This window comes from Amycolatopsis sp. NPDC104819 (assembly GCF_055583145.1).
Window position 1 is genome coordinate 56,374 of sequence record NZ_JBVJON010000001.1, and the last position, 20,202, is coordinate 76,575.

The 20,202-nt window shown below is 70.4% G+C and carries 19 protein-coding genes and 1 pseudogene; 9 read left to right on the top strand and 11 right to left on the bottom strand.

Going from position 1 to position 20,202, the window contains the following annotated elements:
• Positions 1-63 precede the first annotated feature (63 nt).
• The gene (locus ACZ63E_RS00270) at positions 64-609 is read left to right on the top strand and encodes a copper resistance CopC family protein (RefSeq protein WP_465333143.1); all 546 of its coding nucleotides are present in this window, start codon (positions 64-66) and stop codon (positions 607-609) included.
• A 4-nt stretch (positions 610-613) separates the two neighbouring features.
• Positions 614-1,642, top strand: coding sequence for a copper resistance D family protein (locus ACZ63E_RS00275; RefSeq protein WP_465333144.1), 1,029 nt, complete (start codon positions 614-616; stop codon positions 1,640-1,642).
• Positions 1,643-1,854: 212 nt separating this feature from the next.
• Here ACZ63E_RS00275 and ACZ63E_RS00280 read toward each other — a convergent pair whose 3' ends face one another.
• Both ACZ63E_RS00280 and ACZ63E_RS00285 read right to left on the bottom strand, forming a co-directional pair.
• Positions 1,855-2,742, bottom strand: coding sequence for a phosphotransferase family protein (locus ACZ63E_RS00280; protein WP_465334322.1), 888 nt, complete (start codon positions 2,740-2,742; stop codon positions 1,855-1,857).
• A 22-nt stretch (positions 2,743-2,764) separates the two neighbouring features.
• Complete coding sequence (locus tag ACZ63E_RS00285) at positions 2,765-4,150, bottom strand: tetratricopeptide repeat protein (RefSeq protein ID WP_465333146.1); 1,386 nt, start codon at positions 4,148-4,150, stop codon at positions 2,765-2,767.
• 317 nt (positions 4,151-4,467) lie between these two features.
• On the opposite strand from ACZ63E_RS00285, the gene ACZ63E_RS00290 reads away from it, so the two are divergent.
• Complete coding sequence (locus tag ACZ63E_RS00290) at positions 4,468-4,803, top strand: hypothetical protein (RefSeq protein WP_465333148.1); 336 nt, start codon at positions 4,468-4,470, stop codon at positions 4,801-4,803.
• Between the two features lie 13 nt (positions 4,804-4,816).
• Positions 4,817-5,239: a hypothetical protein gene (locus ACZ63E_RS00295; RefSeq protein WP_465333150.1), complete on the top strand. Its 423-nt coding sequence runs from the start codon at positions 4,817-4,819 to the stop codon at positions 5,237-5,239.
• A gap of 422 nt (positions 5,240-5,661) precedes the next feature.
• On the opposite strand, the gene ACZ63E_RS00300 is transcribed toward ACZ63E_RS00295, so the two are convergent.
• Together ACZ63E_RS00300 and ACZ63E_RS00305 are read right to left on the bottom strand one after the other, a co-directional pair.
• Positions 5,662-6,921: an MFS transporter gene (locus tag ACZ63E_RS00300; RefSeq protein ID WP_465333152.1), complete on the bottom strand. Its 1,260-nt coding sequence runs from the start codon at positions 6,919-6,921 to the stop codon at positions 5,662-5,664.
• Positions 6,914-8,230 carry a GH1 family beta-glucosidase gene (locus tag ACZ63E_RS00305; protein WP_465333154.1) on the bottom strand — a complete coding sequence of 439 codons (1,317 nt, stop codon included), beginning with the start codon at positions 8,228-8,230 and terminating at the stop codon, positions 6,914-6,916. The genes ACZ63E_RS00300 and ACZ63E_RS00305 overlap by 8 nt, the downstream gene beginning before the upstream one ends.
• Before the next feature lie 130 nt (positions 8,231-8,360).
• Here ACZ63E_RS00305 and ACZ63E_RS00310 point away from each other — a divergent pair, with 130 nt between their 5' ends.
• Positions 8,361-9,008, top strand: coding sequence for a TetR family transcriptional regulator (locus ACZ63E_RS00310; protein WP_465333155.1), 648 nt, complete (start codon positions 8,361-8,363; stop codon positions 9,006-9,008).
• Between the two features lie 674 nt (positions 9,009-9,682).
• Positions 9,683-10,291 carry a DinB family protein gene (locus ACZ63E_RS00315; protein WP_465333156.1) on the top strand — a complete coding sequence of 203 codons (609 nt, stop codon included), beginning with the start codon at positions 9,683-9,685 and terminating at the stop codon, positions 10,289-10,291.
• On the opposite strand, the gene ACZ63E_RS00320 is transcribed toward ACZ63E_RS00315, so the two are convergent.
• Positions 10,209-11,393: an amino acid deaminase/aldolase gene (locus ACZ63E_RS00320; protein WP_465333158.1), complete on the bottom strand. Its 1,185-nt coding sequence runs from the start codon at positions 11,391-11,393 to the stop codon at positions 10,209-10,211. The two genes, ACZ63E_RS00315 and ACZ63E_RS00320, sit on opposite strands and share 83 nt — an antisense overlap.
• Before the next feature lie 85 nt (positions 11,394-11,478).
• On the opposite strand from ACZ63E_RS00320, the gene ACZ63E_RS00325 reads away from it, so the two are divergent.
• On the top strand, positions 11,479-12,774 hold the full coding sequence (locus ACZ63E_RS00325; RefSeq protein WP_465333160.1) for a D-arabinono-1,4-lactone oxidase: 1,296 nt from the start codon (positions 11,479-11,481) through the stop codon (positions 12,772-12,774).
• Here the strand turns inward: ACZ63E_RS00325 and ACZ63E_RS00330 are convergent.
• Genes ACZ63E_RS00330 through ACZ63E_RS00340 form a run of 3 tightly spaced genes read right to left on the bottom strand, consistent with a single transcriptional unit; the run spans position 12,771 to position 15,029 of the window.
• Complete coding sequence (locus ACZ63E_RS00330; RefSeq protein ID WP_465306334.1) at positions 12,771-13,721, bottom strand: ribose-phosphate diphosphokinase; 951 nt, start codon at positions 13,719-13,721, stop codon at positions 12,771-12,773. The two genes, ACZ63E_RS00325 and ACZ63E_RS00330, sit on opposite strands and share 4 nt — an antisense overlap.
• Positions 13,718-14,368: an NAD(P)H-binding protein gene (locus ACZ63E_RS00335; RefSeq protein WP_465333162.1), complete on the bottom strand. Its 651-nt coding sequence runs from the start codon at positions 14,366-14,368 to the stop codon at positions 13,718-13,720. Before ACZ63E_RS00335 ends, ACZ63E_RS00330 begins: the two co-directional genes overlap by 4 nt.
• A 10-nt stretch (positions 14,369-14,378) precedes the next feature.
• Positions 14,379-15,029, bottom strand: coding sequence for a hypothetical protein (locus ACZ63E_RS00340; protein WP_465306338.1), 651 nt, complete (start codon positions 15,027-15,029; stop codon positions 14,379-14,381).
• Between the two features lie 411 nt (positions 15,030-15,440).
• Between ACZ63E_RS00340 and ACZ63E_RS00345 the strand changes: the two genes are divergently transcribed.
• Both ACZ63E_RS00345 and ACZ63E_RS00350 read left to right on the top strand, forming a co-directional pair.
• Positions 15,441-16,511, top strand: a complete 1,071-nt coding sequence (locus tag ACZ63E_RS00345) for an HpcH/HpaI aldolase/citrate lyase family protein (protein ID WP_465333163.1) — start codon at positions 15,441-15,443, stop codon at positions 16,509-16,511.
• Positions 16,508-17,350 (top strand): HpcH/HpaI aldolase/citrate lyase family protein, encoded by an 843-nt coding sequence (locus ACZ63E_RS00350; RefSeq protein WP_465333165.1) that lies wholly within the window; start codon positions 16,508-16,510, stop codon positions 17,348-17,350. The genes ACZ63E_RS00345 and ACZ63E_RS00350 overlap by 4 nt, the downstream gene beginning before the upstream one ends.
• A 42-nt stretch (positions 17,351-17,392) precedes the next feature.
• On the opposite strand, the gene ACZ63E_RS00355 is transcribed toward ACZ63E_RS00350, so the two are convergent.
• The 3 genes and pseudogenes from ACZ63E_RS00355 to ACZ63E_RS00365 form a co-directional block, all read right to left on the bottom strand.
• The gene (locus ACZ63E_RS00355; RefSeq protein WP_465333167.1) at positions 17,393-18,313 is read right to left on the bottom strand and encodes a CU044_5270 family protein; all 921 of its coding nucleotides are present in this window, start codon (positions 18,311-18,313) and stop codon (positions 17,393-17,395) included.
• A gap of 203 nt (positions 18,314-18,516) precedes the next feature.
• Positions 18,517-18,753 (bottom strand): annotated as a pseudogene (locus tag ACZ63E_RS00360) (RNA polymerase sigma factor); the annotation flags it as partial.
• Positions 18,754-18,815: 62 nt separating this feature from the next.
• Positions 18,816-20,201, bottom strand: a complete 1,386-nt coding sequence (locus ACZ63E_RS00365; RefSeq protein ID WP_465333169.1) for an amidase — start codon at positions 20,199-20,201, stop codon at positions 18,816-18,818.
• Between the last annotated feature and the right edge of the window lies 1 nt (position 20,202).

Below are 20,202 nucleotides of genomic sequence, written 5' to 3' on the forward strand. Positions count from 1 at the left end.
GCGTACCCCCTCATAGGTCAAAAAAAGCACAGGGAAGGGGGGAGAAGAAGAGGAGGGAGGGGGGTGCTCCTCTGGGTTGTGCTGGCGGTTTGGCCCCCCCCCCCCCCCCCCCCCACCCCGGCACTGGCGCACAACGTGCTGATCTCCTCGGACCCGGCGAACGGCTCGTCCGTCGCCGCCGGCCCGCAGAAGGTCAGCCTGACGTTCGACCAGTACGTGCAGGGCGCGGACGTCAACCAGATCGCGGTGACCGGACCCGGCGGCGGCCAGTGGGCCGAGGGACCGATCAGCGTGGTGAACAACGTCATCAGCGCGCCGCTGCGGCCGCTCGGGCCGGCGGGGAAGTACACCATCGGCTACCGGGTGCTCTCCGCCGACGGCCACCCGGTGACCGGCGAGCTGACGTTCACCCTCACCGCGGCGGGCACCGGCACCCCGGCGACCGTGGACGCGGCGAAGTCCCCGGGCTCCGCCTCGCAGGCGACGTCCTCGGCGTCGTCGTCCACCGGCGTGCCGATCTGGGTCTGGATCGCGGGCGCCGTCGTGCTGCTGGCGATCGGGCTGACCGTGGCCCTGCGGTCGGGACGGTCCGTGGAAGAGAAGAAGTAACCGGATGACCCAGGCCGAGGCCACCACCAAGCCCCGCTACGCGACGCTCCTGTGCGTCGTGACGGCGGGGCTGCTCGGCGCCCTCATCGGCGTCGCGCTCCTGTCCACCACCCCGGTCCCCGGTGTGGTGGAGCCCAGCGCGGTGGTCTCGGCCGGCATCCCGGTCGTGCGGGTCCTGCTCGACCTCTCCGCCGTCGCCACCATCGGGCTCTCGCTGCTCTCGGTCCTCGCCGGCTACGACCGGCCGAAGCTGACCGAGCCGATCATGCGGCTGGCGCGGCCGGCCGGGGTCGCGGCCGCGCTGATCTGGGCCACCACCGCCGTCGTCGCGCTGGTCCTGCAGACCGCGGAGTACAAGCCGGGCTCGTCGACGCTCACCGCGTCGGACATCGGCGGGTACATCGCGGCCGTCGGCGCCGGGAAGGCGCTCGTCATCGTCGCCGCGCTCGCGCTCGTCCACGCCGGGATCGGCGCGCTGGCCCTGCGCTTCGGCGAGAAGGTGCCCGCCGAGGTCCGCGTCGGGCTCGGCCTGTTCGCGCTGCTGCCGCTGCCGGTCACCGGGCACGCGTCGAACTGGAACTACCACGACTACACGATGATCTCGATGGAGCTGCACGTCATGAGCGCCGTCGCCTGGACCGGCGGCCTCGGCGCGATGACCGTGCTCCTGATCGCGAACCGGACCCTGCTGGCGCACGCGCTGCCGCGGTTCTCGAAGCTCGCGACGCTCTGCCTGATCCTCTCGGCGGCGACCGGGCTGTTCAACGGCCTGGTCGAGATCTCGCTCAACCCGACCATCGGGTTCTGGGCGGCGATCTTCACGACGCCGTACGGGCAGCTGTTCGTCCTCAAGTTCCTCTGCACCGGGGTCATCGCGCTGCTCGGCGCGTACACCCGGTTCCGGCTGATGCCGCAGATCGTCCGGCACAACCGCACGGCCCTCGCGTCGTGGGCGACGCTGGAGTTGACGGTCATGGGGCTGGCGTTCGGTTTTGCGGTTGTGCTCACGCGCGCGCCGGTTGTCGCGTCCTGAAAGCCCTTCCACGCAGGTGAGAGCCGGTGATCTGTCACGGCGAGTAGCTGCAAATTGCGCATTGGGATGACCGGTGATCCATTGGGGGTGACCGGTCGGACCGAACTTTCTACCCTGAGAAGACTGCATTTGAGAAGCGACGAACGGTCATCTGCAGTCGTCGAATGCACGTGCAGGCTGTGGCGCCGGTCACACGAAGTGACAGTCCCGGCTCAGCGGTAACGCGCCCAGCGAGTGTCCGTCCGGCCGCTCCGCAGGTCGTCCAACCGGCGGAAGAGCTCGGGCCGCACCTGCGGCCGGCTGCGCAGGATCGGCAGCACGCTGGTCGTCAGCTTCAGCTCGCGGATCGCCCGGAGCACGCCGAACCCGGACCACGACGTCACGTCGAAGCCGTACTCCGCGGCGAACGTCCGGTAGCGCACCGGCGGGTCACCGAACCGCTCACGGCCGACGGCCAGCGGCGTCAGGTCCCACTCCGGCGGGCCGACGCAGGAGGAGTCGAAGTCGCAGAGCACCGGACCGTCCGGTCCGGGGATGACGTTGCCGGGGTACGCGTCCCCGTGCACCAGGCCCCTGGGCAGCGGAAACTCCAGCCCGGCCAGCGCGGCCTCGAGCTCGGCGCAGCGGTCGAGCAGGAACGCGCGGTCGGCGGCGCCGAGCTCTTCGGCGTCGGAAACCCGGGCCCGGACCGCGGCGAACGGCGCCCACTCGGCGAGGCCGTCGGGCGCGGGCAGCGCATGCACCCGGCGCAGCAGCCGGGCGAGGTCGGCGGCCGTCGCCGCGCGGCCGATGCTCGGCACCTGGTGCCACACGGTCACCAGGTGCTCGCCGACGGCCATCGGCTGCTCGACCCCGTCGAGCAGCCGGATCGCGGGGACGTCGTGCCGGGCGAAGTGCCGGGCCACGGTGACCACCGTGCCGACCCGGTGCCGGAGCTGCGTCGAGCCGACGATCCGGACCACCACCGGGGCCGTGACCAGCGCGAACACCGCGTTGTTGGTGAACCGCAGCAACCGTGCGCCCGCCGGGTCGAGGCCCAGCTGCGCGCAGGCCTCGGCCAGCACGCCGCGCAGCTTCCCGGGGGTGAACCGGCCGTCCAAGACGGTGCCGGCGCCTTCGGCGTTACGCGGCGTAGAAAGCGTGGAGGCGGTCGGCGAGGTCACGCGCGTCGGCGTTGTTCCGGCGGCGCTCCGCCTCTTCCTGGAGCGGCCGCATGCGGTCCTTGACCCGCTCGGACTTGATGCCCTCGGCGCAGTCGATGGCCTTGCCGCCGACCTTGGCGCCGTGGTCCAGGTCGCCTTCCAGCAGGTGGTTGGTGGCGAGCGCGCTCAGCATGAACGTCTTCGACCGGGCCATCTCGTCGTCGTAGGACTCGACGGCCCTGGTCAGCGCCGGGATCGCGTACTTCGTGTGCTCGGCGTTCTTCTGCGCGAGGACCGTGTGGACGGTGCCGACCATCGCGTAGACGTCGGTCTCGGTGAAGAACTTCACCCAGGACTCGGCCTCGGCCAGGTTGGCGCGCTCGAACTCGTCCTTGCTCCGGCCGAGCAGCTTCACCGCCTGCTCTTCGTTGCCCATCATCGCGTAGGCCCACGCCTCGTTCGCGCAGAGCACGGAGACGGCCAGCTCGGAGCCGGACTCCTGAGCGGCGATCTGGCCCAGCTGGAACAGCTTCAGCGCGTCGTTCGGGGCGTCCTGGTGCAGGTAGACGCGGCCCATGCGGTAGAGCACGTTGGCCACCAGCGGATGGTTGTCGCCCTGCTTGGCCAGGTCCAGCGCGTTGGCGAAGTGGCCGCGCGCGGAGTCCATCAGACCGGTGTCGAACGACGTCCAGCCGGCCAGCGAGTGCAGGTCGGCCAGCGCCACGTACAGCCGGTTCTTCACCATGTCGGTGCCGTTGGACTCGAGCATCTGCTGTCCCCAGGACAGCTGCGCCACGACGGCGTCGCGGCAGAACCCGCCGCCGTACTGGTAGTCCAGGGCGCGGAGAGCGCGTGTCGCGGCCTCCACCTGGCGCACGTCGGTCATGCCGATGCGCCCGGGCGCCGGCGTCCGCGCCGGTCCCGCCGACCACGTGCCCGATTCCGGACCGAACACCGCCGCACCCATCGTGACCTGGGCGGCGTGCGCGAGGAACCTCCGTCGCTTCACGGACTCGTCCTCCTCAGCCTGCTGGCCGTCGGCGGAGCCGACGACGCGTATCGCCGTGGCCTCGTCGTAGGCGAGGCCCATGTATCCACGGGGGACACCCAGGCCGTCGGCGATCCGCGTGAGGACGTCGTAGGCCATGACCTGGCGACCCTTGAGGATCTCCGACACCTCGGACTGGGACTGGCCGGTCATCGCGGCGATCTGGCGCTGCGAGACACCGTGCTTGCGCAGGAGCCGGTAGACGGCGCTGATCTCGCGACTGGCAAGAGCAGCTCTCATCTCGGGCTGCTCCCACGCGTCGGCGGGAACCGCGTGGTTCTGCCGGGCTTCGGCACCACCACCGCTACTGGCGTCCATCGCGCCCCCTCCACTGTCCGGTCGGGCGTCTGTGAAACAGCGTAAGCAAAGCTGGGAAACCGTGTGAACAGCCGAACTGGCGCCCTGATCGGTCCGGGCGAAGTCCGTTGACCGCTTACCGTGGAACCCGGTCCGGTCACCGCTATGACGCCATTTCGACCTTCTATCGCACCCGGTTTCACCTCACTGTAGTTGTCAGATCTCCGTCACCGCCAGGACACCGGCAGCGATCACGGAGAGCTACGAAAACCGCAGCGTTGTGACAAAGCGATGTTGCAGAAGGCATCTTCGAAGACTTCGACAGAGCGGAGAAGGGCGTGGAGTTCGTGGACTCGTTCGCAGGGGGACATGCCGGCACGGCCACCCGCGCCGTGCGGCCGGCAGTTTCTCCTCTCTCCGCTGTCCGCCCCGTCACCCCCGCCGCCGCGGTGGACCCCCGCACCGCGGCCGTCCGGCACTACGAAGGCGGGCAGCTGGTGTGGCGCGTGCAGTGCGGCGACCTCATCAGCCGCGAGCGCGCGGTGACGGTGTTCGTCGAAGACAACCAGGTGGTACTGGTCTCGCCCCCCGGCGAGACCGCGCGGTTGACGTCCGGCCAGCTCGGACAGCTGCGCGCCGCGCTCAACGAAGCCGCCAAGATGGCGGAAAGGTAACGGTGAGCTGATCATGGATCAGGTACTCGGGCAGGTCCTCCGCAATGCGGTCTGGGAGCGCCTCGACATGCTGACCGACCTGGCGAACCGCGCCGACGCCCAGTCGCTCGTCTCGGTCGCGCGCTCCGAACTCCCCCGGTTGACCGAGGCGTGGCGCGCGATGCTGAAGATGCACGAGCCCGACGAGCGCGGCGACTGCCCGACCTGTTCGACCCGGTGGCACCGCTGCAAGGCGCCGTGCTCGGTCTGGCAGGTCGCGCACGAACACCTCGTCGCCGGCGGCTTGGCCCCGCAGCAGGCCTCGGCCCGCGACGGCCTGCAGGACCGGCGCAAGAGCCCGGTGCCGACGCAGGGCCGTCCGGCCCCCGCGCCCACCCCGGCCGAGACCACCGGCCGCCACGCGCTGGTCAACCCGCGCCGAGCGGTCACCGCCTGACCTCCGGGCCGCCGCCACCTCCCGCGGCCGCGGCTCACCAGCACGACCCGGTCCGGGTCGCCGTCACCTCCCCGCGGTGCCGACCCACCCGGTCCGACCCCAGATCCGGCGAGCGCGGCCGGCCGATCGCCCCATCGGGTCCGCGTCCGTGCTCGCCCGGCCGGGGACTGTTTCGCCCGCACCCCCGAGCAGTGCGAACCAGTCCTCGGCCCTCCAGCCCGGTCCCCACCGCGATTAATCGAAAAAAATACGCGTTAGCCCTAGCCCGGGCGGTAATCCCCCGCTAGATTGATCATCAAGCGCAGCGTGGACCACTGGTCCAGCCTGCAGCGACCCGCCCCCGAGCGGCCCTCGAATTCCGCGGGCCGGTGCCGTTGCACTCCCCTCCCCCGACCGGCACCGGCCCGCGGTTCCAAAACCTTTCAGCGCACCGCCTTCACGCGGAGCACGAGCACCGCGGCCAACAGTGTCGCGACGGCCGAAGCGGCGAAGAGCCCCGGATAACCACCCAGGTAGGCGAGCACCAGCGGTGTCAGCAGCGGCGCCACCACCTGCGGCAGCGAGTTCGCGATGTTGATGACACCAAGATCCTTCGCGCGGTCCTGCGCCGTCGGCAGCACCTGCGTCAGCATCGCGAGCGCGACAGCCATGTACGCCCCGAAGCCCACCCCCAGCAGCGGGGACGCGGCGAGCGCGACCGGCCATGTCTGCCAGAGCACCAGCAGCAAAGCGGCCAACGCCATCACACCGGAGGCCGCAAGGACGTACGGCTTACGCCGTCCGGACTTGTCCGAGAAGTGCCCGGCGACCACGGCGCCCGCGACGAGTGCAACGCCGTACAGCCCCATCATGATGAGCAGGCCCGTGTCCGGGTCCTCGTAGTGCACCGCGTCCTTGAGGAAGAACAACAGGTAGAGCGTCCCGAACGCGTTGCCGAGGTTGATCATGAAGTGGCACGCCCACGCCCACGCGAAGTCCGGGTGCCGCCGCGGGGACACCCAGAGGTTGCGCAGCACCTCGCCGGCCGCCGACGACGGCCGGAACTCGACCGGCAGGCGCGCGTCCGGCGTCCGGAGCACGAAGAACGCGGCGCCGACCAGGACGATCCCCGCGCAGACCGCGTAGGCCAGCGGCAGCCCGGCGATGCCGAGCATGACGACCACCACGAGCGCGCCCAGCACGGTGCCGAGCATCTGCGCGATGCCGACCAGCCCGCCGACCTGCGCGCGCTGCCCCACCGGGACCCGGTCGGCGATCGCGGACATCAGGGTGGCGAGCATGCCGTTGAGCCCGGCCTGCACCAGGCACCAGCCGACGATCAGGAGCGCGACGCTCGGCGCGAACGCCAGCACCAGCAGCCCGACGGCCGCGACGGCGGCGCCGATGACCGTCCACGGGTGGCGACGGCCGAAGCGCGAGCACGTCCGGTCGGACAGCAGCCCGACCGCCGGGTTGACGATCAGCGCCACGATCGCGCCGACGCCCATCACCAGGCCGAGCACGAACTCCTTGTTCACCTGGTCGAGCAGCTCCGCCTGCTGCGGCAGCAGCACCTGGATCGGCGCGTAGATCCCCAGCCAGAGCGCGATGTTCGCGAAGAACAGCAGGCTCATCCAGCCGGGCCGCACCCGCACGACGGGCTCGGCGAGCGCGTCCGGCACCGCTTGGGTCGTTTCACTCATCCCGCACCAGCTTCCGGTACCAGTGGAACGAGTCCTTCGGCGTCCGCCGCAGGGTCTCGTAGTCGACGTGCACCAGGCCGAAGCGTGGCGCGTAGCCCTTGGACCATTCGAAATTGTCCATCAGGGACCAGCAGAAGTACCCCCGGACGTCGACCCCGGCGTCCATCGCCTCGCGCAGGGCCGTGAGATGGCTGTGCAGGAAGTCGATGCGTTCGGGGTCGTGCACACCACCGTCCTCGGCGACGACGTCGGCGAAGCTGCAGCCGTTCTCGGTGATCTGGATCGGCGGCAGCTTGTCGCGATAGCGGCGGTGGAAGTCGAGCAGCAGCTCACGCAGGGCGTGCGGGACGATCGGCGAGTCGTTCGTCGTCATCGGGTAACCCTCGATCGGGCGAAGCTCGAAGGGCAGCGGGTTGCCCGGCCCGGGTTTCGCGACCCCCTGCGGCTCGTAGTAGTTGACGCCGTAGAAGTCCAGCGGCTGCGCGATGGCCGGCAGGTCGTCGGCGAAGCCGGCGGGGAGGTGCTCGTGGAGCTGTTCGGGATAGGTGCCGAGCAGGACGGGATCGGCATAGAGCCGGTTGAGGAGCGCGTCGAGCCATTCCGCGGCGTCGTGCGAGTCGTCGTCCGCGGGCCAGATGGGCGAGTGGTTGTTGGCGGTGCCGATGTTCGTGGCGCCGGCCGCCCGCAGCGCCTGCACGGCGAGGCCGTGCGCGAGGTTCTGGTGGTGCGCGGTCGGAATGGCGTCGAGCAGGAGCGTCTGACCGGGCGCGTACTCGCCGATCGCGTACCCGAAGATGGACATCACCATCGGCTCGTTGAGCGGAATCCAGAGTTTCACCCGATCGGCGAAGCGTTCTCCGAGGATGTGGGCGTACTCGGCGAAGCGATCAGCGGTCTCCCGGGCGAGCCAGCCACCGTCGTCCTCGATCGCCTGCGGGGTGTCCCAGTGGTAGAGCGTGACGGCGGGCGCGATGCCGGCTTCGCACACGGCGTCGATCAGCTTGTCGTAGAAGCCGAGGCCTTCGGGATTGGGCGCGCCCTTGCCCTCGGGCTGGATGCGCGGCCAGGCGATGGACATCCGGTAGGCGCCGACGCCGAGCTCCGCCATCAGGGCGATGTCTTCGGGGTAGCGGTGGTAGTGGTCGGCGGCTACGTTGGCGTTCTCATCGTGGGCGATCTTGCCCTCGGTCGCGGTGAACGTGTCCCAGATGGACGGTCCGCGCCCACCTTCGCTGGTGGCGCCTTCGATCTGGAACGCCGAGGTCGAAACACCCCAGAGGAAGTCGGGCGGGAAGTTCGGGTTCTGCACCGGCTGCTGACCCCTTCGTCAGGCCACCCGTACGGGTGAACATGAAAAGTTCTCATATACTAGGTCTTCACTCGTCCGTGGGGAAGCCCGTCGGCACGATAAAGTCCCAGATCAGACGAGGAGGAGCGCCGTGTCCGACATCCAGGCCGCGAAGGTGCCGGCAGAAGCCACCCCCTTACGCCGTCAGCCGGTTCAGCAACGAAGCGCGAAGCGGGTCGAGCAGATGCTCGACGCGAGCGCGGCGTTGATCGACGAACTCGGCTACGACGCCCTGACGACAACCCTGATCGCCAAGCGCGCAGGAGTGGCCGTCGGTTCGCTGTACCAGTTCTTCCCCGACAAGCGCGCGGTCGTGCAAGCGCTTACCGCCCGCAATCTGGAGCGCTTCGTCGGCGCGGTGAACGAGCGCCTCAAGCAGTTCGGCCCGGAGCACTGGTGGGACGTCGTGGACTCGATCCTCGACATCTACCTGGAGATGCACCGGTCCGTGCCGGGGTTCTCGAAGGTCCACTTCGGCGACATCATCGACCGCCAGCTGCTCGACGAGACCCGCGACAACAACGCGGTGATCGTGGACTCCCTGACGGACCTGCTCTCCGGTCAGGTCGACCGCCCGGTCGAGGACCTCAGGTTCGCGATCGGCATCGCGAACGAGGTCGCGGACGCGCTGCTGAAGCTGGCGTTCCGGAAGGAGCCGAGCGGCGACGAGAAGATCGTCGCCGAGGCCAAGTACGTGGTGAAGGGGTATTTGGCGGCGCGGTTCGGGGAGCAGTCGTAGCTGTCCACAGAGGTTGTCCACAGGTATGCACAGCTGTGGACAACCTGGGGTTTTCAGCGGGGTCTGTCAGGGGTCACCGATAGACTGGAAGCGGGGGTTCCCCCAGGGAAGGGCGGGCTGCGCTTGGGGGCGGCTTTGCTGGGTGGCCGGTGCAAACGGGTGGATGTGCTCGGCGGGGGTGTGCCTGGCCGGAGCTGCTTTGTGTGGCGGCCGGTGTCGGTGGGGTGCGTTCGGGTGGGGCCTGCTTTGCCTGGCAGCCGGTGAGGTGGATGCGCTCGAGAGGGGTTGTGCTCGGCCGGGGCCTGCATTGCCTGGTGGCCGGTGCAAGTCGGGCGCGCTCGAGTGGGCGTACTCGGTGGGTGCGGCGCTCGCTTGGGCGGGGCCGGACGTTTGGCGGCGGCACCTGAGTTTGCGGCTGACTGCCGGGATCAACGGATTTCGGAGCGAGTGGGCTTGAGGCCGCTGCTCTTGGGGGCGGCCGGGCTGCCTGGCAGGACGCTTCGATGGCTCCCGGGAAAGACTGCGCACGGGTGGCCGCACCACCTGTCGGGCGGTGGCTGCCGCACTTGGAACGGCGACTGCGCTCAGGAGTCGAGGGCATTCCGGGACCCCGATCCACGGCGCACCAGCAGCGGCCGCTCCCCGCATCGGGGAGTTCGGGCAAGCTCGGTCCTGTGACCGACAACGACGCGAAGACATACCTTCACGACGAGCTGCGCTGGATTCGCGAAGCCGTCCTCGCGAAGCTCGATGGGCTCACCGAATACGACGTCCGGCGGCCGATGACGGCTACCGGGACCAACCTGCTCGGCCTCGTCAAACACCTGGCGACCTGGGAGGCCCGGTACTTCGGTGAGGTCTTCGCACGGCCCTTCCCCGAACCGCTCCCGGAGCGGGGCACCGACATGTGGGCCACCGAGGACGAGACGCGCGAGGAAATCGTCGATCGGTATCGGCGCGTTTGGGTGCACTCCGACACGACCATCCTCGACCTCGATCTCGACTCCGCCGGGAATGTGCCGTGGTGGCCTCGGCCCGACGTGACCCTCTTCAAGGTCCTCGTCACTTTCCTCACCGAGATCAACCGGCACGCCGGGCACGCCGACATCCTGCGTGAACAGCTGGACGGCAAAGTCGGGCTCGACGCGGAAAGCACCGCCGCCGGGCAAGACCGGTGGGCTGAGGTTGAGCGGGTGGCCGTCAGCCGAAGTTCTGGTGCTCGCCGCGGTAGGTCGGGACCGTTCGTTCCACCCGGTCGCCCAGGACCAGGTGGTAGTGCGTGAAGCGCTCTGCCAGCTCGCCCGCCTTTGCGTGGCGGAGCCAGACCCGGTCGCCCAGGTTCAGGGTGCGGGCCGCGCGGCCCGTCACCGGGGTCTGGACTTCGCCCGCTCCCTCGAAACCCAGGAACTTCAGGCCCGTCGGGAGGTACGGCGTCGGCTGGCGCGAAGGGCCCGTTGGCCCCGAAGCGATGTAGCCGCCTGAGTACAGCGTTGCGATCTTGCGGGTCGGGCGGCGGACCACTGGGAGCGCGAACAGTGCGGCCGGGCGGGGGCTGAAGCGCGTGTAGCCGTCGAAGAGTGTGGGGCCGATCAAGCCCGAGCCGGCCGCTATCTCGGTGACGACCGCGTCCGCTCCTGTCGACTCGATGCTGCCCGTGCCGCCGCCGTTGACGAACTCCAGCGGGGTCACCGCTTCGACCGCGCGGACCACTTCGCCGCGACGCCGGTTCAGCTCCGCCGCCGAGTGGCGCTGCATCCAGCCGATCACCAGCTGGTTCACGCGCGCGCCCGCCTTGTCGCCGAGGCCGGCGATCTGGCCTTCGTACGCCATCACGCCGACCAGGCGGAACCCCGGCCGGGCCACGATCTGGCGGGCGAACGTCGTGGCCTGCTTCGGGGTGAAGATCGGGGACCGGCGGGTGCCGACGTGGACTCCCGGGAGCGGGCGCCACGACGCGTCGAGCTCGAGGCAGACCCGGATCTCCGGGTGGCCGTGGCCGAGCGCGGCGTCGACCAGATCCAGGTGCTCCGGCGAGTCGACCATGATCGTGATCGACGCGCGAGCGAGATCGGACGCGGCCAGGCGGCGCAGCGCCTCGTGGTCGGCCGTCGGGTAGGCGACGACAACGTCGTCCGTTGTGCCCTGCTCGACGTGCCAGACGGCTTCGGCGAGCGAGTAGCACATCAGGCCTTCGAAGCCCGGCTTCGCGAGCACGCGCTCTAGCAACGCACGGCAGCGCACCGACTTGCTGACCACGCGGATCGGCTTGCCCGCCGCGCGGCGGGCAAGGTCGTCGGCGTTCGCGTCAAAGGCAGCCAAGTCGACGACGGCCAAGGGTGGATCGAGGTCCTTGGTCGCCAAGTCGTACACCGTCGCACTGGTCACGAGGTCTAAAGTACGACACGAAGGCTTGAAACGCGAATACTGTTCACATACTGTTTCGGGCACTCGACCGATGGAGGGTGCGCGCATGACCCGGTGGACCAACTGGGCGGGCACGGCGTCCGCCTCGCCGCAGCACGTTCACCAGCCACGGAGCACGGCTGAGATCGCGGCGACCGTCGCAGGCATCGCCGCGGCCGGCCGGACCGTGCGCCCCTGGGGCAGCGGCCACTCCTTCACCGCGATCGCCGTCGCCGACTCCGACGCGCTCGACCTGCGGCAGTGGACCGGCATCGAGCGCGTCGCCCTCGAAACCGGGCACGTCACCGTCCGCTCCGGCACCACGATCAAGCAGCTCAACGCCGAGCTCGACACGCTCGGGCTGGCCATGACCAACCTCGGCGACATCGACGCACAGACCATCGCCGGCGCGATTTCCACCGGCACCCACGGCACCGGCGCCCGGCTCGGCGGCATCGCCACCCAGATCGTCGCGCTCGAGCTCGTCCAGGCCGACGGCTCGGTCGTCACCTGTTCGGCGGAAGAAAAGCCCGACCTCTTCGCCGCCGCCCGCGTCGGCCTCGGCGCGCTCGGTGTCATCACCACGGTGACCCTGCGCTGCGAAAAATCCTTCTACCTGCGAGCTCAGGAACGCCCGGAGCCGCTGGAGCAGGTCCTCGAGGGTTTCCACGACTTCGCCGACCAGAACGAGCACTTCGAGTTCTACTGGTTCCCGTACGGCAAGAACGCGCTGGTCAAGCGCAACAACCGGTGCGAGACGGCGGAACCGCTGAGCAAGGTCCGCGAGTTCGTCGACTACCAGATCATGGAGAACGTCGCGTTCGGCGGCCTCTGCCGGACGGGCCGGCTGATGCCGCGGCTCGTGCGCCCGCTGAACAGCTTCGCGTCGAACATGCTCTCCGCGCGCGAGTACAGCGATCTCTCGCACCGGGTCTTCGTCACCGCGCGCAACGTCCGGTTCACCGAAACGGAATACGCTGTTCCACGTGAATCAGTGCTCGACGTGCTCGCCGAGCTACGGGCCGTAGTGCCGAAGCTGAAGGACCCCGTGATGTTCCCGGTCGAGGTGCGCGTTGCCGCGGCCGACGACATCTGGCTGTCGACCGCGCAGGGCCGCGACTCCGCCTACATCGCCATCCACCAGTTCACCGGGATGCCGTACCGCGAGTACTTCAGCGCGTTCGAGAAGATCGCCGGCGCCGTCGGCGGCCGCCCGCACTGGGGCAAGATGCACGACCTCGACGCCGGCGTCCTCCGCACGCGCTACCCGCACTTCGACGACTTCCTGCGCGTGCGCAAGGAAACCGACCCGAACGGCGTGTTCACCAACACCTACCTGGACCGGGTGCTCGGGCCGGCCTAGAAGAGCGCGGACACCGATTCGCCGTTGTGGATCCGGCGGATCGCCTCGGCCATGGCCGGCGCGATCGAGAGGATCTTCAGCTTCTCGGTGCGTTCCTCTTCGGGCACCGGGACCGTGTTGGTGCAGACGATCTCCAGCACCTCGGGCCGGCCGCCGATGCGCTCGATGGCCTTGGCCGCGAACAGCCCGTGCGTGCAGGCGACGCGGATCGACCGCGGTTCCAGCTCGGCGAGCTTGTCCAGCAGCTCGATCACCGTGCTGCCCTTGGCGATCTCGTCGTCGAGCACGATGACGTCGCGGCCGGTGATCTCGCCGATCACCGAGCTGATCTGGACGCGGTCGTCGGGGAAACGCTCCTTCGCGCCGGCCGCGACCTGGACGCCGAGCAGCCGCGCGAAGTGCGACGCCTCCTTCGCGTTGCCCAGGTCGGGCGAGACGACGGTGGTGCGCGAAAGGTCGTACTGGCGGAAGTGCTTGGCTAGCTCCTGCAACGCGTGCAGGTGGTCGACCGGGACGCTGAAGAAGCCGTGGACCTGCGGTGAGTGCAGGGTCATCGCGAGCACGCGGTTCGCGCCGGCCGTGGTCAGCAGGTCGGCGACCAGGCGGCCGCCGATGGAGATGCGCGGCGCGTCCTTCTTGTCCGAGCGCGCGTACGAGTAGTGCGGCATCACGGCGGTGATGCGGGACGCCGACGCGCCGCGCGCCGCGTCGAGCATCAGGAGCAGCTCGACGAGGTGTTCCTGCACCGGCCGCACGAGCGGCTGGATGATGAAGACGTCCCGCTCGCGGCAGTTCGCCTGCAGCTGCACTTCGAGGCAGTCGTTCGCGAACCGCCGGACCTCGGCCGGCCGCAGCGGGACGCCGAGGTGGGCGCAGATCTCTTCGGCCAGCTCGGGGTGGGCGCTGCCGCTGAAAACGGCGATCTCTCGGGAAGCCTCGTTGATCACAGTGCTGAGATCGCTTCGCCGATCGCGACCTCACCGGAGATCAGCGTCAGGGTGCGCCGCGCGGTTTCGGGCGCGTCCAGCAGGCCGACGAGCACCGCGGCGACGTCGTCGCGCGGGATCGGGCCGCGATCGGTGCGCTCGGCGAGCAGCACGAGGCCGGTGCCCGCGTCGTCGGTCAGCGCGCCCGGCCGGAGGATGGTCCAGTCCAGGTCGCGCGCCTTGAGGTCGTCTTCGGCCGCGCGCTTGGCGCGCAGATAGTGCCGGAACTCCTCGGTGACGTTGGGGTTCTCCGGGTTGTCGGCCCCGATCGAGCCGACCTGGATGTGCCGCCGGACCCCGGCTCGCGCGGACGCGTCGGCGAAGAGGGCGGCGGCGCCACGGTCCACAGTGTCCTTGCGGTCGGTGCCGCTGCCCGGCCCGGCGCCGGCCGCGAAGATCGCGGCGTCGGCACCCTTCAGGACCTCGGCGACAGCGTCCACATCGGAGTTCTCCAGATCGAGGACGACGGCTTCGGCGCCGGCCGCCTCGAGGTCCGCCGCGTGGGCGGGATTACGGATGATCCCGACCGCCTTGTCACCGCGCGCGGCGAGCAGCCGCTCCAGCCGCAGCGCGATCTGACCGTGTCCACCTGCAATGACGACTCGCATGGAGCCGACCCTAGTGCGAAGCGGGCGCCTCTGCGGTCCGGAGCAGGTGGTCGTAGACCAGTTCGTTCACCAGGCGGGAGACCGGGTCCTCGGCGAGCACGACGCGCTCGGTGCGGCCCTCGAGGTCGAGGTCGACGACCGCGTTCGGGTCGGCGGTCACGATCGCGAGGCCGTACGCGCGGGCCCGCGGCAGGCAGTTGCCGACGTAGTCCTCGGTCAGCACGGCCGGCGACGGAAGCACCATCGCGGCCTCGCCGTAGCGGGCGAACGGAACCGCGGAGGCCATCGCGGTGCGCCAGTGGCGCGCGACGGCCAGGACGCCGACGATCTCGGCGGCCGGGGCGGGGGCGGTTCCGGCCAGCTCCGGCCAGGTCCAGGTGTCGACGGTGGCGCGGTCGGCCACCGGGCCGGCACCCATCGCGATGCGTTCGGCGTGCACGTCGGTGCGGAGCTTGGCGACCACGCAGACCTTGCGGCCGAGGATCGTGGTCTCGGGGAGCACGATGCCGTTCCAGCCCAGCTGGGCGGCGGCGGTGCGGGCGAGCTCGTCGACGCTCGTGGGCAGCTCGATCGGCGGCACCACCCGGCTCGGCATCGACCGGCTGCGCTTCGCGCCACCGGCGACCGTCGAGCGCTCGGTGTTCTGAGGTGTAGCCGCCACGAGTCCGCCTCCTTCTAGCCTGCACCGCTTCGTGACCGGTGAAAACCGGCACTCAACCTGTCTAACAGCGCGGCGGCGCGGCGTCGCCGGGTAGTGCGAGTGGCTGCGATCGGCGGCGCCCAGCGGTCGATGACCGGTCGGTAGGCGGTCATCCGACTTCGGTCGAACGGTGCGGCCAACCGAGTGATCGCGGGGTGAGTGGCACTACCGTCCGCCCGCGACCGACTACCGAAGGCACCCTCGTTCGATTGGGCCGTTCGGCGCAACCGGGGGAAAATCCACAGTGGACGCAGGCGGCTGAGCTGCGGTTGTCCGCCGTCACCCACCCGGCGGTGACTTGCACCGCAGCGGTGTCGCGCGCGCCGGACTAAAGTTACCGATCAGTCACTTAGTCGTCGCCGTGGAGGACCGATGCGCTCCCCGAAGGACTTCTTCGCCCCGCTCGCCCTGGGCGCGCCGGCCCCCGTGCGGGAGATCCCGGTGACGCCGTCCCGGATGATCCACTTCTTCGACCCGGGCAACGAGAAGATGGCCGCGAAGGTGCCGGACATCGCGAAGAAGGTCGACGTCCTGCTCGGGAACCTCGAGGACGCCGTGCGCGCGGACCGCAAGGAGGCCGCGCGCGCCGGGCTCGTCGCGATCGCCAAGGCGAACGACTTCGGCAGGACGCAGCTGTGGACGCGCGTCAACAGCCTGGACTCGCCGTGGGTGCTCGACGACCTGGTGACGCTCGTCACCGAGATCGGCGACAAGCTCGACGTGATCATGGTGCCGAAGGTCGAGGGCGCGCAGGACATCCACTACGTCGATCGCCTGCTGGCGCAGCTCGAAGCGCGCGCCGGGCTCACGAAGCCGTTGCTGGTGCACGCGATCCTCGAGACGGCGAGCGGGGTGGCCAACGTCGAGGAGATCGCCGGCGCGAGCCCGCGGATGCAGGGCATCTCGCTCGGCCCGGCCGACCTGGCCGCGAGCCGCCGGATGAAGACGACCCGCGTCGGCGGCGGCCACCCGGGTTACCTCGTGCGGACCGACCCCGTCGGCGACGACCTCAACGAGGGCCGGACGACCTACCAGCAGGACCTCTGGCACTACACGGTCGCGCGGATGGTCGACGCCTGCGCGATGCACGGGATCCTGCCGTACTACGGGCCGTTCGGGGACATCCGCGACGTCGTCGCGTGCGAGGACCAGTTCCGGAACGCGTTCCTGCTCGGCTGTGTCGGCGCGTGGAGCCTGCACCCCGTGCAGATCGACATCGCGAAGAAGGTCTTCTCGCCTTCGTCGTCCGATGTGGCCTGGGCGCGTCGCGTCATCGCGGAGATGGGCGACGGCACCGGCGCGGTGATGATCGACGGGAAGATGCAGGACGACGCGTCGGTGAAGCAGTGCCGCGTGGTCGCCGAACTGGCCGACGCCCTCGCGGCGGACGACCCCGAGCTCGCGGCCGCTTACGACGCCGCCACCAAGGAGATCCTCGGATGACACAGCCCCGACGCTCTGTCCTGTACATGCCCGGCGCGAACGAAAGAGCGCTGGAGAAGGCCAAGACCATTCCGGCCGACGCGCTGATCCTCGACCTCGAGGACGCCGTCGCGCCGGACGCCAAGGAAGCCGCGCGCGAACGCGTCTGCGCCGCCGTGGGCAACTACGGTTCGCGTGAGGTGACGATCCGCGTCAACGGTCTCGACACCGAGTGGCACGACGCCGACCTGCGCGCGGCCGCGTCCGCCGGGCCGGCCGCGGTGGTCGTGCCGAAGGTGAACTCGGCGGCCGAGGTGCACAACATCGAGCGCGCGCTGGAGCTCGGCGGCGCGCCGGAGCACACGAAGATCTGGGCGATGGTCGAGACGCCGGTCGCGATGCTGCACGCGGAGGAGATCGCGGCGGCATCCGAGCGGCTGACCGTGCTGGTGATGGGCACGAACGACCTGGCCAAGGAGCTGCACGCGGAGTTCGTCCCGGGCCGCGGGCCGCTGCTCGGCGGGCTTTCGCTGTGCCTGCTGGCCGCGCGCGCAACCGGCAAGGTGATCCTCGACGGCGTCTACAACGACGTGAAGGACCTCGAGGGGTTCGAGGAGGAGTGCAAGCAGGGCCGTCAGTACGGCTTCGACGGCAAGACGCTCATCCATCCCGGCCAGGTCGAGCCGTGCAACCGGATCTTCGCGCCGTCCGAGGAGGAGATCGACCGGTCGCGGCGGATCATCGAGGCTTTCGAGAAGGCCGGCAGCGGCGTGGTCACTGTGGACGGCCGGATGATCGAAAACCTGCACGTCGACAACGCGCGGCGGGTGCTGGCACTGGCCGAAGCGGTCAAGAACTGAGCCCCGGTGGCCGGGCGTGCGCAGGCCCGGCCACCGGTCCTTTCACCCGGGCAGTGAATCGGTCCACTCGGCACTGATCCCGAACGTGGTGCCCTCGGCCGCGGTCGCTGTTGCGCCGTCCGAGGTCACGTACGTCGAGGTCTTGTTCACCCGGCTGGTCGCCGGGTCGACGACGAGCAGTCCCTCGCCCGGCGGCGGCAGCCGCAGGCCCTGCCCGCCCGGCACCGCGCCGACCGCGCGCACCCCCGGGTACGCGGCGATCGCCCGGAAGGACGCCGCCCGGACCGCCGGGGGCGCGGGCAGCGTGGACACGAGCGAGACCAGGCCTTCGAGCACCGCCTCCTGCCGCTGGTCCGCAGTCAGCGGGCCCGCGCTCGTGCGGATGTCGCTGTGCGCCACCAGGTTCGTGATCCAGTCCCGCAAGGCCGCCGGTTCGGTGGGGAGGGCCTGGATCTGGCCCATGGTCACCTCCGCTCCCCCCAGCCGGAAGGGCAACGGCAACCCCAGCGGCACGACCCGTCCCCCGGACTTCGCGCCGCGGAACCACACGTGCGCGTCGGCCTTGGTCCAGTATTCGTAGGTTTCGGACGAGCTGATCTTGACGTGCCAGTAGGTGCCGGTGCCCGCCGGCGCCTGCGCGGCCACCGTGGCCGCGGCCAGCAGGATCTCCTGGCCGGTGACGACCGGCGGCGCCACCGCCCGCGGCGGGGTCTCGGCCGGGGTGCCGGGCTGGGTCACGACCACGACGCCGGCCGCGACCGCCGCGGTGGCGACGAGTCCGGCGCCGATCGTGAGCGGGCGCACGCGCCTGCGGCGTCCGTGCAGCATGTGGTTCTGCAGCCGGTGACGGCTGCGGTCGACGACTTCCGGGGTGGGTTCGGCGGACAGCAGCGTGGCGCGCAGCGTCTCCAGGTCATGGGGCTTTCGGACGAGCCGAGGATGAGCAGCCGGACCGCGCAGCAAGAGCTTGCCGGGCCGAGGAGCAGACCGCGGGGCTCCCCCCGCCCTTCCCTTGGGGGGCGTCCCCGGGTCCAGTCTATCGGCGAGGGCCGACAGCACTGGCGAAATGGCGTTGCTGCGGCCGAGTTGTCCACATGCGGGGAGGCCTGTGGATTGCTGGGTTTCCGCGCTGCCGGTGCGAAAGCGCGGTAGTGCCGTGCTTCTTTGCGGCGATGGCGGGAAACGAGGTTCGTCGCGATGCCGAACAGCCAGGCCCGCACGTCGCCGCGGGTGGGGTCGAACTTCTTCCGGCGGTCGTAGGCGACGAGGAACGTCTCCGCGGCGACGTCCTCCGCCACCTGGGCGCCGAGCCGGCTGGAGACGTAGCGGTGGATCGCCGCAAAGTGGTGGTCGTGCACCTCGGTGAACCGGTCGACGCCGGTCACCGGGGCTGCCTCTGTCATGGGGATCCTTCCCGTCGGCGACAGTTTCACCCCCACTTCGCCGCGGGCCCCGATCTTCTTCCCTATCCGATCGGCCAGGGGCGCTGTGGCTCGCGAAGGCGCTCGTACGCCGCGGCCGCGCGCAGGACGCCGATGTCGTCGAATCGCCGTCCGGTGAGCTGGAGGCCGATCGGGCGGCCGTCGTCGGTGTACCCGCAGTTCAGCGACACCGACGGCTGGCCCGACATGTTGTACGGGACCGTGAACGCGATGTGCTCGAACGGCCTCGACGGGTCGTTCGTCGGAGACGCCCACTCCGCCGGCGGGGCCGCGACCGGGCAGGTCGGTGAGAGGACGACGTCGTACGCCGAGGTCGCGCGCAAGGCGGCCACGCTGATCACGTCGATCTGGGCGAAGCCGCGGTAGACGTCCACTCCGGACACCTCGGCGCCGCCCGCGGCCCAGTCCGCGATGTACGGCAGGACCTTCGCGCGCCGCTCCGCCGGCAACGCGAGCATGTCCGACCAGGCACGCGTGCGCCAGAAGACGTCGAGACCACTGAGCATTTCGCGGGTCAGGAACGGGCCGACCGGCTCGACGACCGCGCCCGCGGCTTCGAACGCGCGGGCCGCCGCCGTGACCGCGTCGCGGGTCGCCGGGTCGACCGGGAGGCCGACGCCGGGGTCGAGGTGCAGGCCGACGCGCAGGCCTTCGAGGGAAGAGTCCAGTGAAGACCAGTCCAGCTCCGCCGGCGGCAGGCTCAGGTGGTCACGCGCGTCGGGCGCGGACAGCACGCTCATCAGCAACGCCGTGTCGGCGACCGTGCGGGTCATCGGGCCGGCGACGCGGCCGAGGAACGGCGGGTCGACCGGCACGCGCCCGAAACTCGGCTTCAGCCCGACCAGGCCGCACCAGCCCGCCGGGAGCCGGATCGAGCCGCCGATGTCGGTGCCGACGTGCAGCGGGCCGTACCCCGCGGCGGCCGCCGCACCGGCGCCCGCGCTCGAGCCGCCCGGCGACGCCGACGGCTGCCACGGGTTCCGCGCGGTCGTGTGGAAGCTCGAGAGGCCGGACGTCAGCATCCCGTAGTCCGGCATGGTCGTCTTGGCCAGCAGGACACCGCCGGACTCGCGAACCCGTGCGGCCGCGGGGGCGTCCTCGGCGGCGGGAACCAGCGCGGTCGCCGCCGTGCCGAGCGGGACCGGCGTGCCGCGGGTCGCGATGTTCTCCTTGAGCGTCAGCGGGACACCGTCGATCGGGCCCAGCGGTTCGTCGGACGCCCAGCGTGCTTCGGACGCCTTCGCGTCGTCGAGAGCCGCCGAAGGGTCGTACGCGTACAACGCGTGCAGCTCCGGCTCTCGCGCCTCGATGCGCGCGAGGACGGCTTCGGTGACCTCGACCGGCGAGAGCGTCTTCGCGCGGTACTGCGCCACGAGCTCGACGGCGGTCAGGTCGGGCAACTCAGGCATG

What these genes read in the sequence shown, in the direction of transcription:
- ACZ63E_RS00300 (WP_465333152.1), bottom strand. Translation starts at nt 6,921, where the DNA reads ATGAGTGAAACGACCCAAGCGGTGCCGGACGCGCTCGCCGAGCCCGTC.
- ACZ63E_RS00285 (WP_465333146.1), bottom strand. Translation starts at nt 4,150, where the DNA reads ATGGACGCCAGTAGCGGTGGTGGTGCCGAAGCCCGGCAGAACCACGCG.
- ACZ63E_RS00325 (WP_465333160.1), top strand. Translation starts at nt 11,479, where the DNA reads ATGACCCGGTGGACCAACTGGGCGGGCACGGCGTCCGCCTCGCCGCAG.
- ACZ63E_RS00275 (WP_465333144.1), top strand. Translation starts at nt 614, where the DNA reads ATGACCCAGGCCGAGGCCACCACCAAGCCCCGCTACGCGACGCTCCTG.
- ACZ63E_RS00295 (WP_465333150.1), top strand. Translation starts at nt 4,817, where the DNA reads ATGGATCAGGTACTCGGGCAGGTCCTCCGCAATGCGGTCTGGGAGCGC.
- ACZ63E_RS00365 (WP_465333169.1), bottom strand. Translation starts at nt 20,201, where the DNA reads ATGCCTGAGTTGCCCGACCTGACCGCCGTCGAGCTCGTGGCGCAGTAC.
- ACZ63E_RS00350 (WP_465333165.1), top strand. Translation starts at nt 16,508, where the DNA reads ATGACACAGCCCCGACGCTCTGTCCTGTACATGCCCGGCGCGAACGAA.
- ACZ63E_RS00345 (WP_465333163.1), top strand. Translation starts at nt 15,441, where the DNA reads ATGCGCTCCCCGAAGGACTTCTTCGCCCCGCTCGCCCTGGGCGCGCCG.
- ACZ63E_RS00335 (WP_465333162.1), bottom strand. Translation starts at nt 14,368, where the DNA reads ATGCGAGTCGTCATTGCAGGTGGACACGGTCAGATCGCGCTGCGGCTG.